Below are 14,753 nucleotides of genomic sequence, written 5' to 3'. Positions count from 1 at the left end.
CCTTTCTACCCGCTTCCCTTGAGCAGCGGCCCAGGCCAAGCAGCCCTCAATGGATCCGGTTGCCGGCCTCCAGCACGTCGGCGGTGTTGGGGGCGACGATGCCCTGGCGCTGCATGCGCCGGTACAGGGTGGAGCGGGACACGCCGATGGCGGCGGCGGCAGCCGAGATGTTCCAGTGGCAGCGGCGCAATTCGTCGAGCAGGGCGTCCCGTTCACCGCCGGCCGGGCGGCTCGCCCCGGTGGCGGGTGCGGACATGGCGACCGCCAGCGGCGGCGCGGCGGGGCTGAGCACCGGCGCCTGCAGCCCGTCGGGAAAATGCGCCGTCGCCAGCACGCCGTCGTCGCATACCGCCACCGCAAAGCGCAGCGCGTTGCGCAGCTCGCGGATGTTGCCCGGCCACGGGTAGGCGGCCAGCTGCTCGAGCACCGGGTCGGGCAGGCTCAGCTGCCGCCCGGCGGTGGCCAGCTCCTGGGCCAGCACCTGGCGGATCACCACCCGCCGGTCGGAGCGCTCGCGCAGCGCCGGCAGGCGAAACACCGCCGCATTCAGGCGGTAGTACAGATCTTCACGAAACTGGCCGGCGCGCACCATCGCGGCCAGGTCCCGGTGGGTCGCGCAGACCACGTTGAGGTCCACCGCCTCCGGTTCCGACGCGCCCAGCGCCACCACCTCGCCCTCGGCCAGCACGCGCAGCAGGCGCGTCTGCAGGGCCAGCGGCATGTCGCCGATCTCGTCGAGGAACAGGGTGCCGCCGCTGGATTGCTGGACCTTGCCCTTCGAGCCCTTGGCCTTGGCGCCGGTGAAGGCGCCCTCCTTGTAACCGAACAGCTCGCTCTCGATCAGGCTCTCCGGGATCGCCGCGCAGTTGAGGGCCACGAAGGGCTTGTCGCGGCGCAGGCTGTGGCCGTGGATCGCGCGGGCGAAGGCTTCCTTGCCGGAGCCGGTCTCGCCGAGCAGCAGGATGGTCAGCTTGCGGTCCACCACCCGCTTGACCCGCTCGATGCTCTCCAGCACCCGCGGGTCTTCAGCCGCCAGCGCATCGAAGCCGCGCTTCACCGATAACGTCGCCGGCACCCCCGCCTCGCGCACCGGCGCGCGCAACTGGGCCTCGAAGCGCACCCCGTTGGCCAGGCAGCGCAGCGGAATCGGCGCGCCGGGGCGCTCGTGGGCACGCTTCACCAACTCGTCGGCGGACAGGTCGAAGACGTCCTCGACGCGCCGCGACGGCAACTCCGCACCCGGAAACAGCCCGGCCCGCAGGCGCCGGCTGGCGGCGAGGATGCGCCCGCCATCGTCGAAGGCCAGGCAGTGCGCCTCTCCGAGGCTCCAGCAATCCCCCGGCCCGCTGATCGACAGGATCCAGGCCGTCTTGTAGCTCTCCACGAACAGCGCATTCTCGATGGCCAGCGCGTTCTGCTGGACCAACCGGAACACCACCGACTGGCTGTTGCGGTTCTCCGGCGCCGCAAAGGCCGACGCGTTCAGCACGCCCACCAGCTCGTCGCGGGGGCCGAACACCGGCGCCGCGCTGCAGGTGATGCCGTGGTTGTGGTTGCGAAAATGCTCCTCCCGGTGCACCAGGATCGCCGCCCGGTCCACGATGGCGGTGCCGACACCGCAGGTGCCTTCGTCGGATTCCGACCAGCAAGCCCCGGCAATGAAGCCACGGCGCCGGAACTCCGCATCCAGGCTGGGCGTACCGCGGAAGTCCACGCTGGTGCCGTCGCCGGTGGTGAGCAGCACGCAATAACCGGAATCGCGCACCTGTTCATGCAGGCGCGCCACGCCCAGCTGGGCGATGCGCAGGAAGATGGCGGCGCGGTCGCGCAGGTCGCGGAACTCGGCGGCCGACAGCACCCGCGGGCTGGAACGCGTCGAGGGATCGATGCGGTAGGTTTCCTCCGAGCGCCGCCACGATTCGCGCAAGCGCGCCTCGGTGGCCGCCAGGCTCAGCATTCCGCCGGGCAAGAGCCCCCCGGCCAAGGCATCGGTGTGCCTGCCCTGCATATCCATCTCCTCGTCTCCACCCGCTTATAAGGTGCGCGCCGCGCTGGCGGAATCCACCGCTGCGGCTGCCATTTGTGGCTGGATGATAGCGCATGGAAATTGCTGCTGCGAATAAAAGCGGCGAATAAGGAAATACCCGAACGAATACCGCGTCGCAACAAAATAATGCGCTGTAGCGAATTACGGTTTTGCGACACGACACCTGATTCACGCCCCGCTACACCTGTAGTGCACGGGCGGACGGCGCGCGACCTCCAATTCAATCCAATTGGAATTTAAAAAACCTTCCGCACCTCCGAAAAAAATAAAAAACCATTTATTAACAACAACAAGGCAAATCAACCCCACCCTTCCTGAGCGCAATTTCAACTCCGTGGCACAGGCCTTGCCTAATAGACCTGGCCACAAACCAGAACGCAGGACAGGAATATGAACAGGACGCCTTCCACACCGATTGTCGAGACCACGCCGGAGAACGTGGCCAATCCAAATAGACGGGAAACGCTGAAAGCCACCTCGGCACTGCTCCTTTGCGCCGGGCTGGGAATTGGCCGCAATGCCCTTGCCGATGACGACGCCAATTCGAAACCGAAAGTCGGCGATCAATTGGCGCGCAGCGACAGCGAGGGCAAGGCCCAGCCCCTGCGCTGCAGCGAAATCCAGCCCGGCGCCAAGCCGGTGCCGGCCTTTCCCTTCGAGCCGGCCAGCGGCGAAGTGCGCGACGGCTCCCGCCTCAACAAGGTGATCCTGGTCCGCGTCGATCCGCAGGAGCTCACCGACGAAACCCGCGCCTACGCCGCCGGCGGCGTGCTGGCCTATTCGGCGGTGTGTACCCACCAGGGCTGCGAGATCTCCGAATGGGTCCCCAAGGACAAGACCCTGATGTGCTACTGCCACTTCTCCAAGTTCTCCCCCAGCCAGGGCGGCCAGGTTGTCGCCGGCCCGGCTCCGCGCACCCTGCCGCTGCTGCCGCTGAAGGAGGAGAACGGCGTGCTGGTGGTGGCCGGCCCCTTCACCTCCCACCCCGGCGTCGCCAAGTCCGCCTGATTTTTCCCCGCCTCACCCGCTCGCCCACACCAAAGCAATAAAGGAGACATCTGCAAATGAAAACCCGACTCAAGGCCCTGTGTGCCAGCCTGACCTTCGTCCCCATGCTGGCCGGCGCCAGCCTGGCCCCCTACAGCCCCGTCACCGACGCCCGCCTGACCAAGCCCGAGGCCGGCAACTGGCTGATGTACCGCGGCAACTACGAAGGCTGGGGCTACAGCCCCCTCAAACAGATCAACAACCAGAACGTCGGCAAGCTGGTGCCGGCCTGGTCCTACACCACCGGCATGACCGAGGGCCACCAGGCGCCACCCATCGTCAATAACGGCTACATGTACGTGTCCACTCCCAACAACCAGGTGATCGCGCTGGAAGCCGCCACCGGCAAGGAGCTGTGGCGCTACAAGAAGACCATCCCCGATGAGCTGATGCAGCTCCACCCCACCAACCGCGGCGTGGCGCTGTACGGCGACAAGCTCTACCTGGCCACCACCGACGCCTTCCTGGTGGCCCTCGACGCGGCCACCGGCAAGGAGCTGTGGAAGGTGCCCGTAGCCGACTGGAAAAAGGGCTATTACATGACCCTCGCTCCGCTGGCCGCCAAGGGCAAGATCATGGTCGGCTCGTCCGGCGGCGAGCTGGGCATCCGCGGTTTCGTCGCTGCCTTCGACGCGGAGAGCGGCAAGGAAGCCTGGCGCACCTACACCATCGCCGGCCCCGGCGAAGCGGGCGCCGAAACCTGGCCCGGCGAGACCTACAAGACCGGCGGCGGCTCGGTGTGGATCACCGGCACCTACGACTCCCAGACCAACATCGCCTACTGGGGCGTCGGCAACGCCGGCCCGTGGATGCCCGACACCCGCCCCGGCGACAACCTCTACGCCAACTCCACCATCGCCCTCGACGTGGATACCGGCAAGATCAAGGGCCACCACCAGTACCACTGGAACGATGCCTGGGACTGGGACGAAGTCTCCGCGCCACTGCTGATCGACCTGGAACACAAGGGCAAGAAGTTCAAGTCCCTGGTGCACGCCGGCCGCAATGGCTACCTGTGGCTGCTGGAGCGCACCCAGGACAAGGTCAATTACGTGGATGCCTGGCCCTACGTGACGCAGAACGTGTTCACCAGCCTCGACCCCAAGACGGGCCGGCCGACCTATGACCCGAAGCGCATTCCCGGCACCGGCAAGAAGACCGACTTCTGTCCGTCTCTGTGGGGCGGCAAGGACTGGCCGCCGGAAGCCTACAACCCGCAGACCGGCCTGCTCTACATCCCGGCCAACAACAACCTGTGTTCCGAGCTGACCGGCGAACCGGTCAAGTACAAGGCCGGCAGCCTGTACATCGGCGTATCCCTCGACAACATCCTGACCAATGTGCGGATGACCGAGAAATCCCGCCAGCACATCGGTGAAGTGCAGGCCTGGGACCTGAAGACCGGCAAGAAAGTGTGGACCCACACCTACCCCGAGATGAACTGGGGCCCGCTGATGACCACCGCCGGCAACCTGGTGTTCGGCGGCGGCACCAACGACCGCATGTTCCGCGCCCTCGACGCCAAGAGCGGCAAGGTGCTGTGGGAGACCCCGACCCCGTCCGGCGTCACCGGCGTGCCCTCGTCCTTCGAGGTGAATGGCGAGCAGTACGTGGCCGTGCAGTCCGGCTGGGGCGTCGATGCCCAGCGCATGCAGGGTGCCTTCGACGCGGTGCTCGACCACAAGACCGTCGTACCCCAGGGCGGCACGATCCTGGTCTACAAGCTGCAGAAGTAAGCCCCCCACCCCGGTTCAGCCCACCCGCGTAATCCACCCCGCGCCGCCCTCCGGCGGCGCGGGGAGAGGACTCACGCCCAAAAACGACAAAGGAGACATTCATGCAGACCCTTCACACCCCCTTCCGCCGCCTGCTGGCCGCCACCGCACTGGCCGGCCTCGGCGCTACCGTTGCCCCCGCCGTCTTCGCCCAGACCACCTTCGACGTCATCGGCCCCCACGAATACGAACTGCCGGTGGACTTCAAGCCCTTCAACGTTTTCGTGCAGTACGGCTACGTGCAGAACAACAAGGACACCTTCAACGCCAACGGCGACAAGGTGAAGGGCGACGGCAGCCAGACCATCGTCGGCATGTCCAAGTACGTGCGCTTCTGGACGCCGGAAGGCAACCCGAAGATCGGCCTCGCCTACGAGGTCATCGTGCCGGAGATCGGCGTGCGCAACCAGCACGCCGCCAATGCCGCCGACCGCCACATCAGCGGCATCGGCGACCCGCTCACCGGCTTCGCGGTGTGGATGAAGCCGAGCCCCGAGTCCACCTTCGGCTTCCAGTCCTTCCTGCAGGTGCCGGTCGGCGACGACCGGGTCAGCGACACCAACTGGAAGAACCTGTCGAGCTTCCTGTGGGACGTGCGCCTCACCGACAAGCTGGGGTGGACCGCCGACGCCGGCATGGTCTTCCAGAGCGAGAAGAAGGACGGCAGCCGCCCCGGCAATACCTTCCACACCAACCACCGCCTGGGCTACCGCGTCACCGGCCTGCTCGAGCCCTTCATCGCCCTCGACTACGAGAGCACCAGCAGCCGCAACAACCAGCCCAGCGCCCGCGTGCTGGACGGCGGCGTCGGGGTGATGTTCCACACCTTCGACAACCAGTCCATCAGCCTGCGCTACTCGTCCAGCATCGACGGCAAGAACCACGCCGCCAACAACAGCGTGAACATCAAGTACGCCTACGTGTGGTGATTCCCCCGAACTCGCGCCAAGGAGTGTTCCCATGAAGATCCTGCATGCCCTCGCCATCAGCATCGCCGTGCTCGTCGCCGCCTGGGTGTATCTCAGCGTCGGCAACCCGGACCTCGGCTTCAACCCGTGGATCAGCTTCGTTGCCTGGGCCGCCTTCTTCGCCGCCGGTGGCGGCAGCGGCGGACTGAGCAAGGCCCTCGGCGCCGGCCTGGCCGGCATCCTGCTCACCGCCGTGACCCTCGCCGGGGTGCAGGCGCTGGGCGGCGGCCTCGGCCCCCTGATCGGGCTGGTCGCCGTGCTGGCCTTCGTGCTGGTGGCGATGGCCGACATCGGCGCCCTGTCCTACACGCCGGCGGCTTTCCTCGGCGCGGCGTCCTTCTTCGGTTCCGGCGGAAAGATCGATCTCAGCATCGCCCTCGTCGCCCTGACCTGGATTGCCGGCCTCGCCTTCGGCTACGTATCGGAGAGCGTCGGCAAGAAGCTCGCCCGCCCCGCCGCCTGACCTTTCCCCGCCCCCCAACCCCGACACACCTCAGGAGACCTAACGTGACGACCCTCTACGAGAACTACATCGACGGCCGCTTCGTGCCCGCCGACGCCACCACCGCCATCGACGTGCATAACCCGGCCACCCACACCCTGCTGGCGCGCATCCCCACTGCCAGCAGCGACGAGGTGAATGCCGCGGTGGACGCCGCCCGCCGCGCCCAGCCGGGCTGGGAGCGCCTGCCGGCGATCCAGCGCGCCGCCCACCTGAAGGCCATCGCCGCCAAGGTGCGGGAGAACAAGGAGCGCCTCGCCGAAATCATCACCCGCGAGCAGGGCAAGGTCCTCGGCCTGGCCCGCGTGGAGGTGGATTTCACCGCCGACTACATGGACTACATGGCCGAGTGGGCGCGCCGCATCGAAGGCGAGATCCTGCAGAGCGACCGCCCGGGCGAGACGATCTTCGTGCATCGCAAGCCGATCGGCGTGACCGTCGGCATCCTGCCGTGGAATTTCCCGTTCTTCCTGATCGCCCGCAAGATGGCGCCGGCGCTGGTCACCGGCAACACCATCGTCGTCAAGCCGAGCGAGGAGACGCCGATCAACGCCTTCGAGTTTGCCCGCCTGGTGGCCGAAGCCGGCCTGCCGGCGGGGGTCTTCAACCTGGTCGGCGGGCGCGGCGCCGACGTGGGCGCCAGCCTGTGCACCCACCCGGACGTGGGCCTGATCAGCTTCACCGGCAGCGTCGCCACCGGCTCGACGATCATGCAGGCGGCCGGCCGCAACCTGACCCGCGTGAACCTCGAACTGGGCGGCAAGGCGCCGGCCATCGTGCTGGCCAGCGCCGACCTGGACCTGGCCGCCAAGGCGGTGGTGGACTCCCGCGTGATCAACACCGGGCAGGTGTGCAACTGCGCCGAACGGGTCTACGTGGAAAAGTCGGTGGCCGATGAATTCACCGCCAAGGTGCGCACGCTGATGGCCGCCACCCGCTACGGCGACCCGCTGGCCGAGCCGGATGTGCACATGGGCCCGCTGGTGAACCAGATCGGTCTCGACAAGGTGGCGGCGATGGTCAGCCGGGCCCGCGAGCAGGGCGCCGAGGTGATCCTCGGCGGCCGCGTGGCGGACCGCCCGACGGGCTTCCACTACGAGCCGACGGTAATCACCGGTTGCAGCGCCGACATGGAGATCATGCGCAAGGAGATCTTCGGGCCGGTGCTGCCGATCCAGGCGGTGAGCGGCCTCGACGAGGCCATCGCGCTGGCCAACGATTCGGAGTACGGCCTGACTTCGTCGATCTTCACCAAGGATCTCAACGCGGCGATGCAGGCCTGCCGCGAGCTGCGCTTCGGCGAGACCTATGTGAACCGCGAGCACTTCGAGGCCATGCAGGGCTTCCACGCCGGCCGCCGCAAGTCCGGCATCGGCGGTGCCGACGGCAAGCACGGCCTCTACGAGTACACCGAGACCCACGTGGTGTACATGCAGAACTGACCCCGGCACTCCCCCCTTCGGCGGCGCGGGCCTTCGCCGGTCCGTGCCGCTGATTGAAAGTTTTCTCCTCGTTGTTCTCCGCGTTGTTGTTACGGCGGCCGCCGACCCCTCGGCCGTGCCGCCGGGACGGCGGGCGAATCCTCCCTCTCGCCCGTCGTCCCTCCTTTTTTGCCCCGCCTCAGCCGCCGCTGAGGGCCTGCACGATGACCAGCTCCTGCACACCGTCGAGCCGCCGGGCCAGGTCGAAGACCTGCTCCCCATCGACGAAGAAGCGGATGTGCGGGCGGATGCGGTTCTGCTCGTCGATCATGCGGAAGCGGATACCCGGATAGCTGCGGTCCAGTTCAGCCAGCACCGCCGCCAACGTGTCCCCGCCCGCCGCGGCGTAAGCCTGCTCGGTGTAGGAGCGCAGCGCGCTGGGGATCAGCACCTTCACGGCGCGCCCTCCACCCCCATAGCCACCTCCACCGCGTAGATCTCCGGCAGGTGGGCGGCGATGCACGTCCATTGGCGGCCCTCGTCGCCGCTCATCCACAGCTCGCCGCTGGTGGTGCCGAAATACAGGCCGACCGGGTCGGCGCTGTCGGCCGTCATGGCCTGGCGCTTGACAGTCCACCACGCCTGCTCGGCCGGCAGGCCGGCGTCGAGGCGCTGCCAGCTGTCGCCGCCGTCGCGGGTGCCATACACCGCCGGCTTGCCGCCGGGGCTGGTGCGCGGCCACACGCTGGTGCCGTCCATCGGGAAGACCCACACCGCATTCGCGTCGCGGGGATGGACGACCATCGGGAAGCCGATGTCACCGACCTCCACCGGCATCGCCCGGCCGATGCGCTGCCAGGTGTCGGACGGGCGGTCGAGGCGGTAGATGCCGCAGTGGTTCTGCTGGTACAGCCGGTCCGGATTGGTCGGACACAGGCGCACGCAGTGGGGATCGTGGAAGGTCGGGTCGCTGCCGTCGAAGCCTTCGACGACCTCGATGCCACTGAGCAGCGGCGCGAAGCTGCGGCCGCCGTCTCCCGACTCATGCACGCCGCCGCCGGACATGGCGAAGTACAGGTGCTCGGCGTCGCGCGGGTCGACGATGATGGAGTGCAGCTTGGGGCCGTCCGGCGTGCCGTCCTGCACGGTGCCCATCCACTTGCGGTACTGGGGATCGTCGTTGATCGGCGAGAACGGCGCCCAGCTGACGCCGCCATCCTCCGAGCGGAACAGGCCCTGCGGCGAAGTGCCGGCGTACCACACGCCGGGCTGGTCGGCGTGGCCGGGGGTCAGCCAGAAGGTGTGGTCCACCGAGCGCCCGCCCTGGCCTTCGGGGGCCGGCGCGAAGGCCGGCGGCCGGGCGGCTTCCTGCCAGCTGCGCCCCAGGTCAGTAGAACGGAACACCGTCGGCCCGAGGTGGCCGGTCTTGGCCGCTGCCAGCAGGGTGCGCCCGTCGCGCGGGTCAAGCACCAGGTGGTTGATGATGTGGCCCAGGAAGTGGGGGCCCTCCACCCGCCAGTGCTGGCGGGTCGCATCGCCGTGGTACAGCCAGGCGCCCTTGCGCGTGGCCACCAGCACCAGGACGCTGCCAGGACCGCACTGCGCGGCCCCCTTGTCGATCTCGCTTGCCATCGCTCGCTCCTCCAAAAGACCGCCGCTGTGGCGGGAGAGCGGCTGCGGCACGCGTCCGCTGCGCGTGTCAGGGCCGCCGGCAGCCCCGTAGGTACGGGAATGCCTGACTTCGATCACGCCGGCGGCGCGGAGTTCGCGGGCCGGGAGGAGGCTGTGGGGGCGAATTCATTCGCCCGCGGACTTCGCGCAGGCGACCGAGGGCGAATGAATTCGCCCCTACGGGGAAGGCGCCGAAGCCTTCAGCGGGCGGCGGCGAAGTAGGCGTCGAGGCGAGCGATCCAGGTGGCTTTTTCGGCGTCGCTGGCGAAGCTTGCCTCGAAACTGTTGCGCGCCAGGCGATACCAGGTGTCGGCGTCGAAGTTGAAGGCTTCATGCACCGCGCGGATGTTGGCGTTGAGGTAGCCGCCGAAATAAGCCGGGTCATCGCTGTTGAGCATGACCTTGGCGCCGGCGGCGAGCAGGCGCGGCAGGCTGTGCTCGCGCATCTCCTTAAACACGCACAGGCGGGTGTTGGACAACGGACAGACGGTCAGCGGAATGCCGTCCCTGGCCAGGCGGGCCAGCACCGCCGGGTCGTCCACCGCCCGCACGCCGTGGTCGATGCGCCGAGCGCCGAGCAGGTCGAGGGCTTCGGTGATGTATTCCGGCGGGCCTTCCTCACCGGCGTGGGCGACCACCGGCTTGCCGAGTTCGCGGCAGCGGGCGAACAGGCGCGCGAACTTGGACGGCGGGTGGCCGCGCTCGGACGAGTCCAGCCCAAAGCCGTGGATGCGCGCCAGGTGGGGCTCGGCCTCGGCCAGCGTGGCCAGGCATTCGTCCTCGCTGAGATGGCGCAGGAAGCACAGGATCAGCTGCCCCGAGATGCCCCAGCGCCGCGCGCCCTCGGCCAGCCCGTCCTCAAGGCCATCGAGCACGGTGACAAAGGGAATGCCACGCGCGGTGTGGGTCTGCGGGTCAAAGAAGATCTCGGCGTGGATCACCCCATCCGCCGCGGCACGCTCCAGGTAGGCCAGCATCAGGTCGCGGAAATCCTCGCGGGTGCGCAGCACGTCGGCGCAGGCGTAGTACAGGTCGAGAAAGCTCTGCAGGCTGTCGAAGGCGTAAGCCGCCTTCAGCGCCGCCTCGTCGGCATAGGGCAGCGCGACACCGTTGCGGCGGGCCAGCGCGAAGGCCAGTTCGGGCTCGAGGGTGCCTTCGATATGGACGTGCAGTTCGGCCTTGGGCATGCCGAGGGCCAGGGAGAGGGCATCGCGCGCAGTCATTTTCGGTTCTCCACTACAGGAACGCTTCGATTGTAGATCGGCAGGTGACCGGGACGGGTAATCAAAGACGCCCGCATAAATTCACAAGGCATACACTCCAAAACCCCGAATGCATAGACGGATCGTGCACACGGGGCTGCAACCACCTAATCAACCGGGGACTCACCATGCATAAATTCACGCTCCGCCGTGCCGTCGCAGGCCTTGGCCTGCTGGTTCTCGCCACCTTCAGCCATGCCGCCACCTACGAGTTTCACCAGGCAGGTTACACCGGCGGAGGCGCAGTGAGCGGCTACTTCAGCGGAACGGACCTGAACGGCGACGGCTACCTCGTCGGCACACACGGGGAAATCGATGGCTTCCAGCTGTCCTTCACCGGCAATGCCGCGGTCGGCGCCTTCAGCGTCGACTATGCGGATTTCCTGCAAACGGTGTCGATCGGCTGGGGGCTGATCTACCGGCTTGGCTCGACGACGCTCGGAACCGAGTTGAACGGTCTTTCCGACGGCATGCTGATGGTGTTCAACTTCGACGCTGACGGCAATCCGCTGGATTCGATATCGGCCGCCCCCATCGCGAACAACCCTGCCGCAGCCGCCGCGGCAGGTCCGGACACCCTGGGCATCGCCTCGGTCAGCGCCTTTGGCACGGCCTCGGATGCAAACGGCAACATCGACCTGGCTTTCACGCCGATGACCCTGTCGCTGCAGAGCGTCCCCGAACCCGGCAGCCTGGCCCTGGCAGCCCTGGCCGGCACCGGCCTGCTGGCGCGGCGGCGACGCTGACCGGCCGGGGCGGCACCCCGCGCGGCAGGCCACGAGCCCCGAAGGCTCTGCCTGGCCGCACGTGACAACGCCGGAGCGCTTACTTGGGAATCGAGCCTTCCACGCCTTCCACGTAGAAGTTCATCTTGCGCAGATCCGGGTCGCCCATGGTCTTGGCGGCGGCCAGCACTTCCTTGCCGTCCTGGGCCTTCAACGGACCGGTGAAGGGATGCAGCTTGCCGGCCTTGATCGCGTCGCGGCGCTCCTCGGCGAGCTTCTTGACGTCGGCGGGCACCGCCGGGCCGAAGGACTCGATGTTCACCGCGCCCTCCTTCACGCCCCACCAGATGTCGCCGGACTTCCAGGTGCCGTCGAGCACTTCACTGACGGCCTTGGTGTAGATCACGTCCCAGTGCAGCACCGAGGCCGCCAGGTGGGCCTTGCCGCCGAACTTGGTCATGTCGGAATCCCAGCCGAAGGCCAGCACGCCCTTCTCCTGGGCGGCCTGCACGACGGCCGGCGAATCGGTGTTCTGCATCAGCACGTCGGAGCCCTGGGCGATCAGGGTCAGCGCGGCCTCGCGCTCCTTGCCCGGATCAAACCAGCTGTTCACCCAGATCGCGCGGGTGGTGGCCTTCGGATTGACGCTGCGGGCGCCGAGGGTGAAGGCGTTGATGTTGCGGATCACCTCGGGGATGGGGATCGACGCCACCACGCCGAGCTTGCCGGTCTTGCTCATCTTGCCGGCCACCACGCCGAGCATGTAGGCGCCCTCGTAGGTGCGCACGTCGTAGACGCCCAGGTTGGGGGCCGTCTTGTAGCCGGTGGCATGCATGAACTTGGTGTTCGGGAAGGCCTTGGCGACCTTCACCTCCTGGTTCATGTAGCCGAAGGAGGTGCCGAAGATGATCTTGTAGCCCTGCTGGGCCAGGTCGCGGAAGACCCGCTCGGCGTCAGCGGTTTCCGGCACGTTCTCGACAAAGGTGGTCTTCACCTTGTCACCGAACTTGGCGTCCACAGCCTTGCGACCCTGGTCGTGGGAAAAGGTCCAGCCGTGGTCGCCGGTCGGGCCGATGTACACGAAGCCGATCTTGGCGGGATCGGCGGCGAAGGCCTGGCTGGCCAGCCCCAGTGTCACGAAGACACAGGTGGCGGCGGTCTTGAAGCGGGACAGGGACATGGGGCAATCTCCGTGGGCAGGGTTGTGCGTCGTGGGAGCCACTGTAACAACCGGACATCCTGCAACCCATCCCGGTTCCGTTATGACCGGTATATGGTTCGGCGCACAAAGCGGCTCGCGGCGGCGGCCATAATCCGCCCACCTTCAAGCGGAGCACGAGCATGTCCTTTCCCACGTCCCAGGACGAACATTTCCTGCGTTACGCCATCGAGCTGTCCCGCCGCGTGCGCGACAGCGGCAAGCACCCCTTCGCCGCATTGGTCGTCGACGCTGCGGGGAACATCGTCGCCGAGGCCGGCAACGATTCACTGCCCCCCGACGGCGACCCGACCCGCCACGCCGAGCTGGTCGCCGCGGCGCTGGCGGCGCGCCGCCTGACACCGGAAGAGCTGGCCAAGGCCACGCTGTATTCCAGCGCCGAGCCCTGCGCGATGTGCGCCGGCGCGATCTACTGGTGCGGCATCGGCCGCGTGGTGTATGCGCTGTCGGAGCACGCGCTGCTCGGCCTCACCGGCGATCACCCGGAGAACCCGACCTTCTCGCTGCCGTGCCGCGAGGTGTTCGCCCGCGGCCAGCGCCGCATCGAAGTGCACGGGCCGTGGCTGGAGGCCGAGGCGGCAGCCCCCCACGCCGGCTTCTGGAAACGCTGAAGCCGGCTGCGGGAGTCTTCAGGGGAGCCAGAACTTGGCCGGCTCGTCGATGCGCACGTCGGGCGCCGCACTGTCGGTAAGGACGAAGTGCATCGGCTTCGAGCCGTGCTGGTTCTCCACCGCTTCCGGCGCGACCCGCACGGTGACCGTCACCGCCGTGCTGGCGGCGCCAGGCACCTTCACCTGTACCGGCGCAGCCAGGCGGATGCCGTCAATGCCGGCCACCCCGACGGTGTAGCTGCGCTCGGTCTCGCTGGTGCTGATCAGCTGCAGTTGGAAGACGTTCTCGATGCTGCCGTCGTCCGCTTCACGGGCCATCACGCCACGGTCGCGCACCACGTCCACCTTCAGCGGCGGGCGGGTCAGCAGCGACCAGCCGGTAGCCACCGTCAGGGTCAGGAACACCGCCGAGTAAATCAGCGTGCGCGGCCGGAAGGCACGCCTCACGATGTCCTTGCGCACCAGGCCTTCCTTCAGGGCGTTCTCCGTCGAATAGCGGATCAAGCCACGCGGGTAGCTCATCTTGTCCATCACCTGGTCGCAGGCGTCGATGCACGCCGCGCAGCCGATGCATTCCACCTGCAGACCGTTGCGGATGTCGATGCCGGTCGGGCAGACCTGCACGCAGATACCGCAATCCACGCAGTCGCCAAGCCCCTGCTGGCGCGGATCGGCCTTCTTCGAGCGGCTGCCGCGCGGGTCGCCGCGCTGCTCGTCGTAGGTGATGATCAGCGTGTCGGAGTCGAACATCACGAACTGGAAGCGGGCGTAGGGGCAGATGTACTTGCACATCTGCTCGCGCAGGAAACCGGCGTTGCCGTAGGTGGCGGCACCGTAGAACAGTATCCAGAAGATCTCCGCGCCGGTCATCGATACGGTGAGCGCCTCGTGGCCGAGATCCTGGATCGGCGTGAAATAGCCGACGAAGGTGAAACCGGTCCACAGGGACAGCACCAGCCAGATCGTGTGCTTGGCCGTCTTGCGGCCGAACTTGGCGGCGCTCATCGGCGCCGCGTCGAGCTTCATGCGCTGCTGGCGGTCACCTTCTATCTGCTTCTCGATCCACAGGAAGATCTCCGTATAGACCGTCTGCGGACAGGTGTAGCCGCACCACAATCGCCCGGCCACCGCGGTGAACAGGAACAAGGCCAGCGCCGACAGCACCAGCAGCAGCGCCAGGTAGATGGTGTCCTGCGGCCACAGCACCAGGTCGAACAGGTAGAAGCGGCGCGCCTCCAGGTCGAACAGCACGGCCTGCCGACCGTGCCAGGGCAACCAGCACAGGCCATAGAAGATCAGCTGGGTGAGGGCCACGAAACCCCAGCGCCAACGCTGGAAGAAACCCTGGATGGAACGGGGATAGACCTTCGGCTCCGCCTTGAACAGCGGCTGGATCGGGATGACGCGTTGGGGTTGGGGCTGATCGGACATGAATATAACCGGCGCCTTATAAAGATGTATGTTTTGTACAGCTTTATGCTAACAACCGCTTGGGCGATAATCAA

13 protein-coding genes are annotated in these 14,753 nt (G+C 67.3%); 7 read left to right on the top strand and 6 right to left on the bottom strand.

Features of this window, described 5'->3' with window-relative positions; translation table 11 throughout:
• Positions 1-46 precede the first annotated feature (46 nt).
• Complete coding sequence (locus tag ACE3RX_RS06170) at positions 47-2,008, bottom strand: sigma-54-dependent Fis family transcriptional regulator (RefSeq protein WP_374481406.1); 1,962 nt, start codon at positions 2,006-2,008, stop codon at positions 47-49.
• A 429-nt stretch (positions 2,009-2,437) separates the two neighbouring features.
• Here ACE3RX_RS06170 and ACE3RX_RS06165 point away from each other — a divergent pair, with 429 nt between their 5' ends.
• The 5 genes from ACE3RX_RS06165 to aldA all read left to right on the top strand — a co-directional run bounded on the left by ACE3RX_RS06165 (position 2,438) and on the right by aldA (position 7,781).
• A complete protein-coding gene (locus ACE3RX_RS06165) occupies positions 2,438-3,055 on the top strand; it encodes a ubiquinol-cytochrome c reductase iron-sulfur subunit (RefSeq protein WP_374481404.1) in 618 nt (205 codons plus the stop codon).
• Positions 3,056-3,111: 56 nt separating this feature from the next.
• Entirely contained in the window at positions 3,112-4,830 is a 1,719-nt protein-coding gene (locus tag ACE3RX_RS06160) for a methanol/ethanol family PQQ-dependent dehydrogenase (protein ID WP_374481402.1), read from the top strand.
• Positions 4,831-4,931: 101 nt separating this feature from the next.
• The gene (locus tag ACE3RX_RS06155; RefSeq protein ID WP_374481399.1) at positions 4,932-5,798 is read left to right on the top strand and encodes a transporter; all 867 of its coding nucleotides are present in this window, start codon (positions 4,932-4,934) and stop codon (positions 5,796-5,798) included.
• 31 nt (positions 5,799-5,829) lie between these two features.
• The gene (locus ACE3RX_RS06150; RefSeq protein WP_374481397.1) at positions 5,830-6,300 is read left to right on the top strand and encodes a DUF1097 domain-containing protein; all 471 of its coding nucleotides are present in this window, start codon (positions 5,830-5,832) and stop codon (positions 6,298-6,300) included.
• 44 nt (positions 6,301-6,344) lie between these two features.
• A complete protein-coding gene (gene aldA / locus ACE3RX_RS06145) occupies positions 6,345-7,781 on the top strand; it encodes an aldehyde dehydrogenase (RefSeq protein WP_374481395.1) in 1,437 nt (478 codons plus the stop codon).
• A 178-nt stretch (positions 7,782-7,959) separates the two neighbouring features.
• Here the strand turns inward: aldA and ACE3RX_RS06140 are convergent, their stop codons facing one another.
• The 3 genes from ACE3RX_RS06140 to ACE3RX_RS06130 all read right to left on the bottom strand — a co-directional run bounded on the left by ACE3RX_RS06140 (position 7,960) and on the right by ACE3RX_RS06130 (position 10,654).
• Positions 7,960-8,217 (bottom strand): MoaD/ThiS family protein, encoded by a 258-nt coding sequence (locus ACE3RX_RS06140; RefSeq protein WP_374481393.1) that lies wholly within the window; start codon positions 8,215-8,217, stop codon positions 7,960-7,962.
• On the bottom strand, positions 8,214-9,392 hold the full coding sequence (locus ACE3RX_RS06135) for a glycosyl hydrolase (protein ID WP_374481391.1): 1,179 nt from the start codon (positions 9,390-9,392) through the stop codon (positions 8,214-8,216). The genes ACE3RX_RS06140 and ACE3RX_RS06135 overlap by 4 nt, the downstream gene beginning before the upstream one ends.
• 239 nt (positions 9,393-9,631) lie before the next feature.
• Entirely contained in the window at positions 9,632-10,654 is a 1,023-nt protein-coding gene (locus ACE3RX_RS06130) for an adenosine deaminase (RefSeq protein ID WP_374481389.1), read from the bottom strand.
• A 167-nt stretch (positions 10,655-10,821) separates the two neighbouring features.
• Here ACE3RX_RS06130 and ACE3RX_RS06125 point away from each other — a divergent pair, with 167 nt between their 5' ends.
• Positions 10,822-11,439, top strand: coding sequence for a PEP-CTERM sorting domain-containing protein (locus ACE3RX_RS06125; protein WP_374481387.1), 618 nt, complete (start codon positions 10,822-10,824; stop codon positions 11,437-11,439).
• 79 nt (positions 11,440-11,518) lie between these two features.
• On the opposite strand, the gene ACE3RX_RS06120 is transcribed toward ACE3RX_RS06125, so the two are convergent.
• A complete protein-coding gene (locus tag ACE3RX_RS06120) occupies positions 11,519-12,598 on the bottom strand; it encodes a BMP family ABC transporter substrate-binding protein (RefSeq protein ID WP_374481385.1) in 1,080 nt (359 codons plus the stop codon).
• A 161-nt stretch (positions 12,599-12,759) separates the two neighbouring features.
• Between ACE3RX_RS06120 and ACE3RX_RS06115 the strand changes: the two genes are divergently transcribed.
• Positions 12,760-13,248 carry a nucleoside deaminase gene (locus ACE3RX_RS06115; protein ID WP_374481383.1) on the top strand — a complete coding sequence of 163 codons (489 nt, stop codon included), beginning with the start codon at positions 12,760-12,762 and terminating at the stop codon, positions 13,246-13,248.
• Positions 13,249-13,266: 18 nt separating this feature from the next.
• On the opposite strand, the gene ccoG is transcribed toward ACE3RX_RS06115, so the two are convergent.
• Positions 13,267-14,679, bottom strand: a complete 1,413-nt coding sequence (gene ccoG / locus ACE3RX_RS06110; protein ID WP_374481381.1) for a cytochrome c oxidase accessory protein CcoG — start codon at positions 14,677-14,679, stop codon at positions 13,267-13,269.
• Positions 14,680-14,753: the final 74 nt, after the last annotated feature.

Origin of the sequence: Zoogloea sp., from assembly GCF_041914405.1 — a bacterium.
Lineage (GTDB): Bacteria > Pseudomonadota > Gammaproteobacteria > Burkholderiales > Rhodocyclaceae > Zoogloea.
Note: the sequence above shows the minus strand (reverse complement) of the source record. Positions and strands in the feature narration are given on the sequence as shown.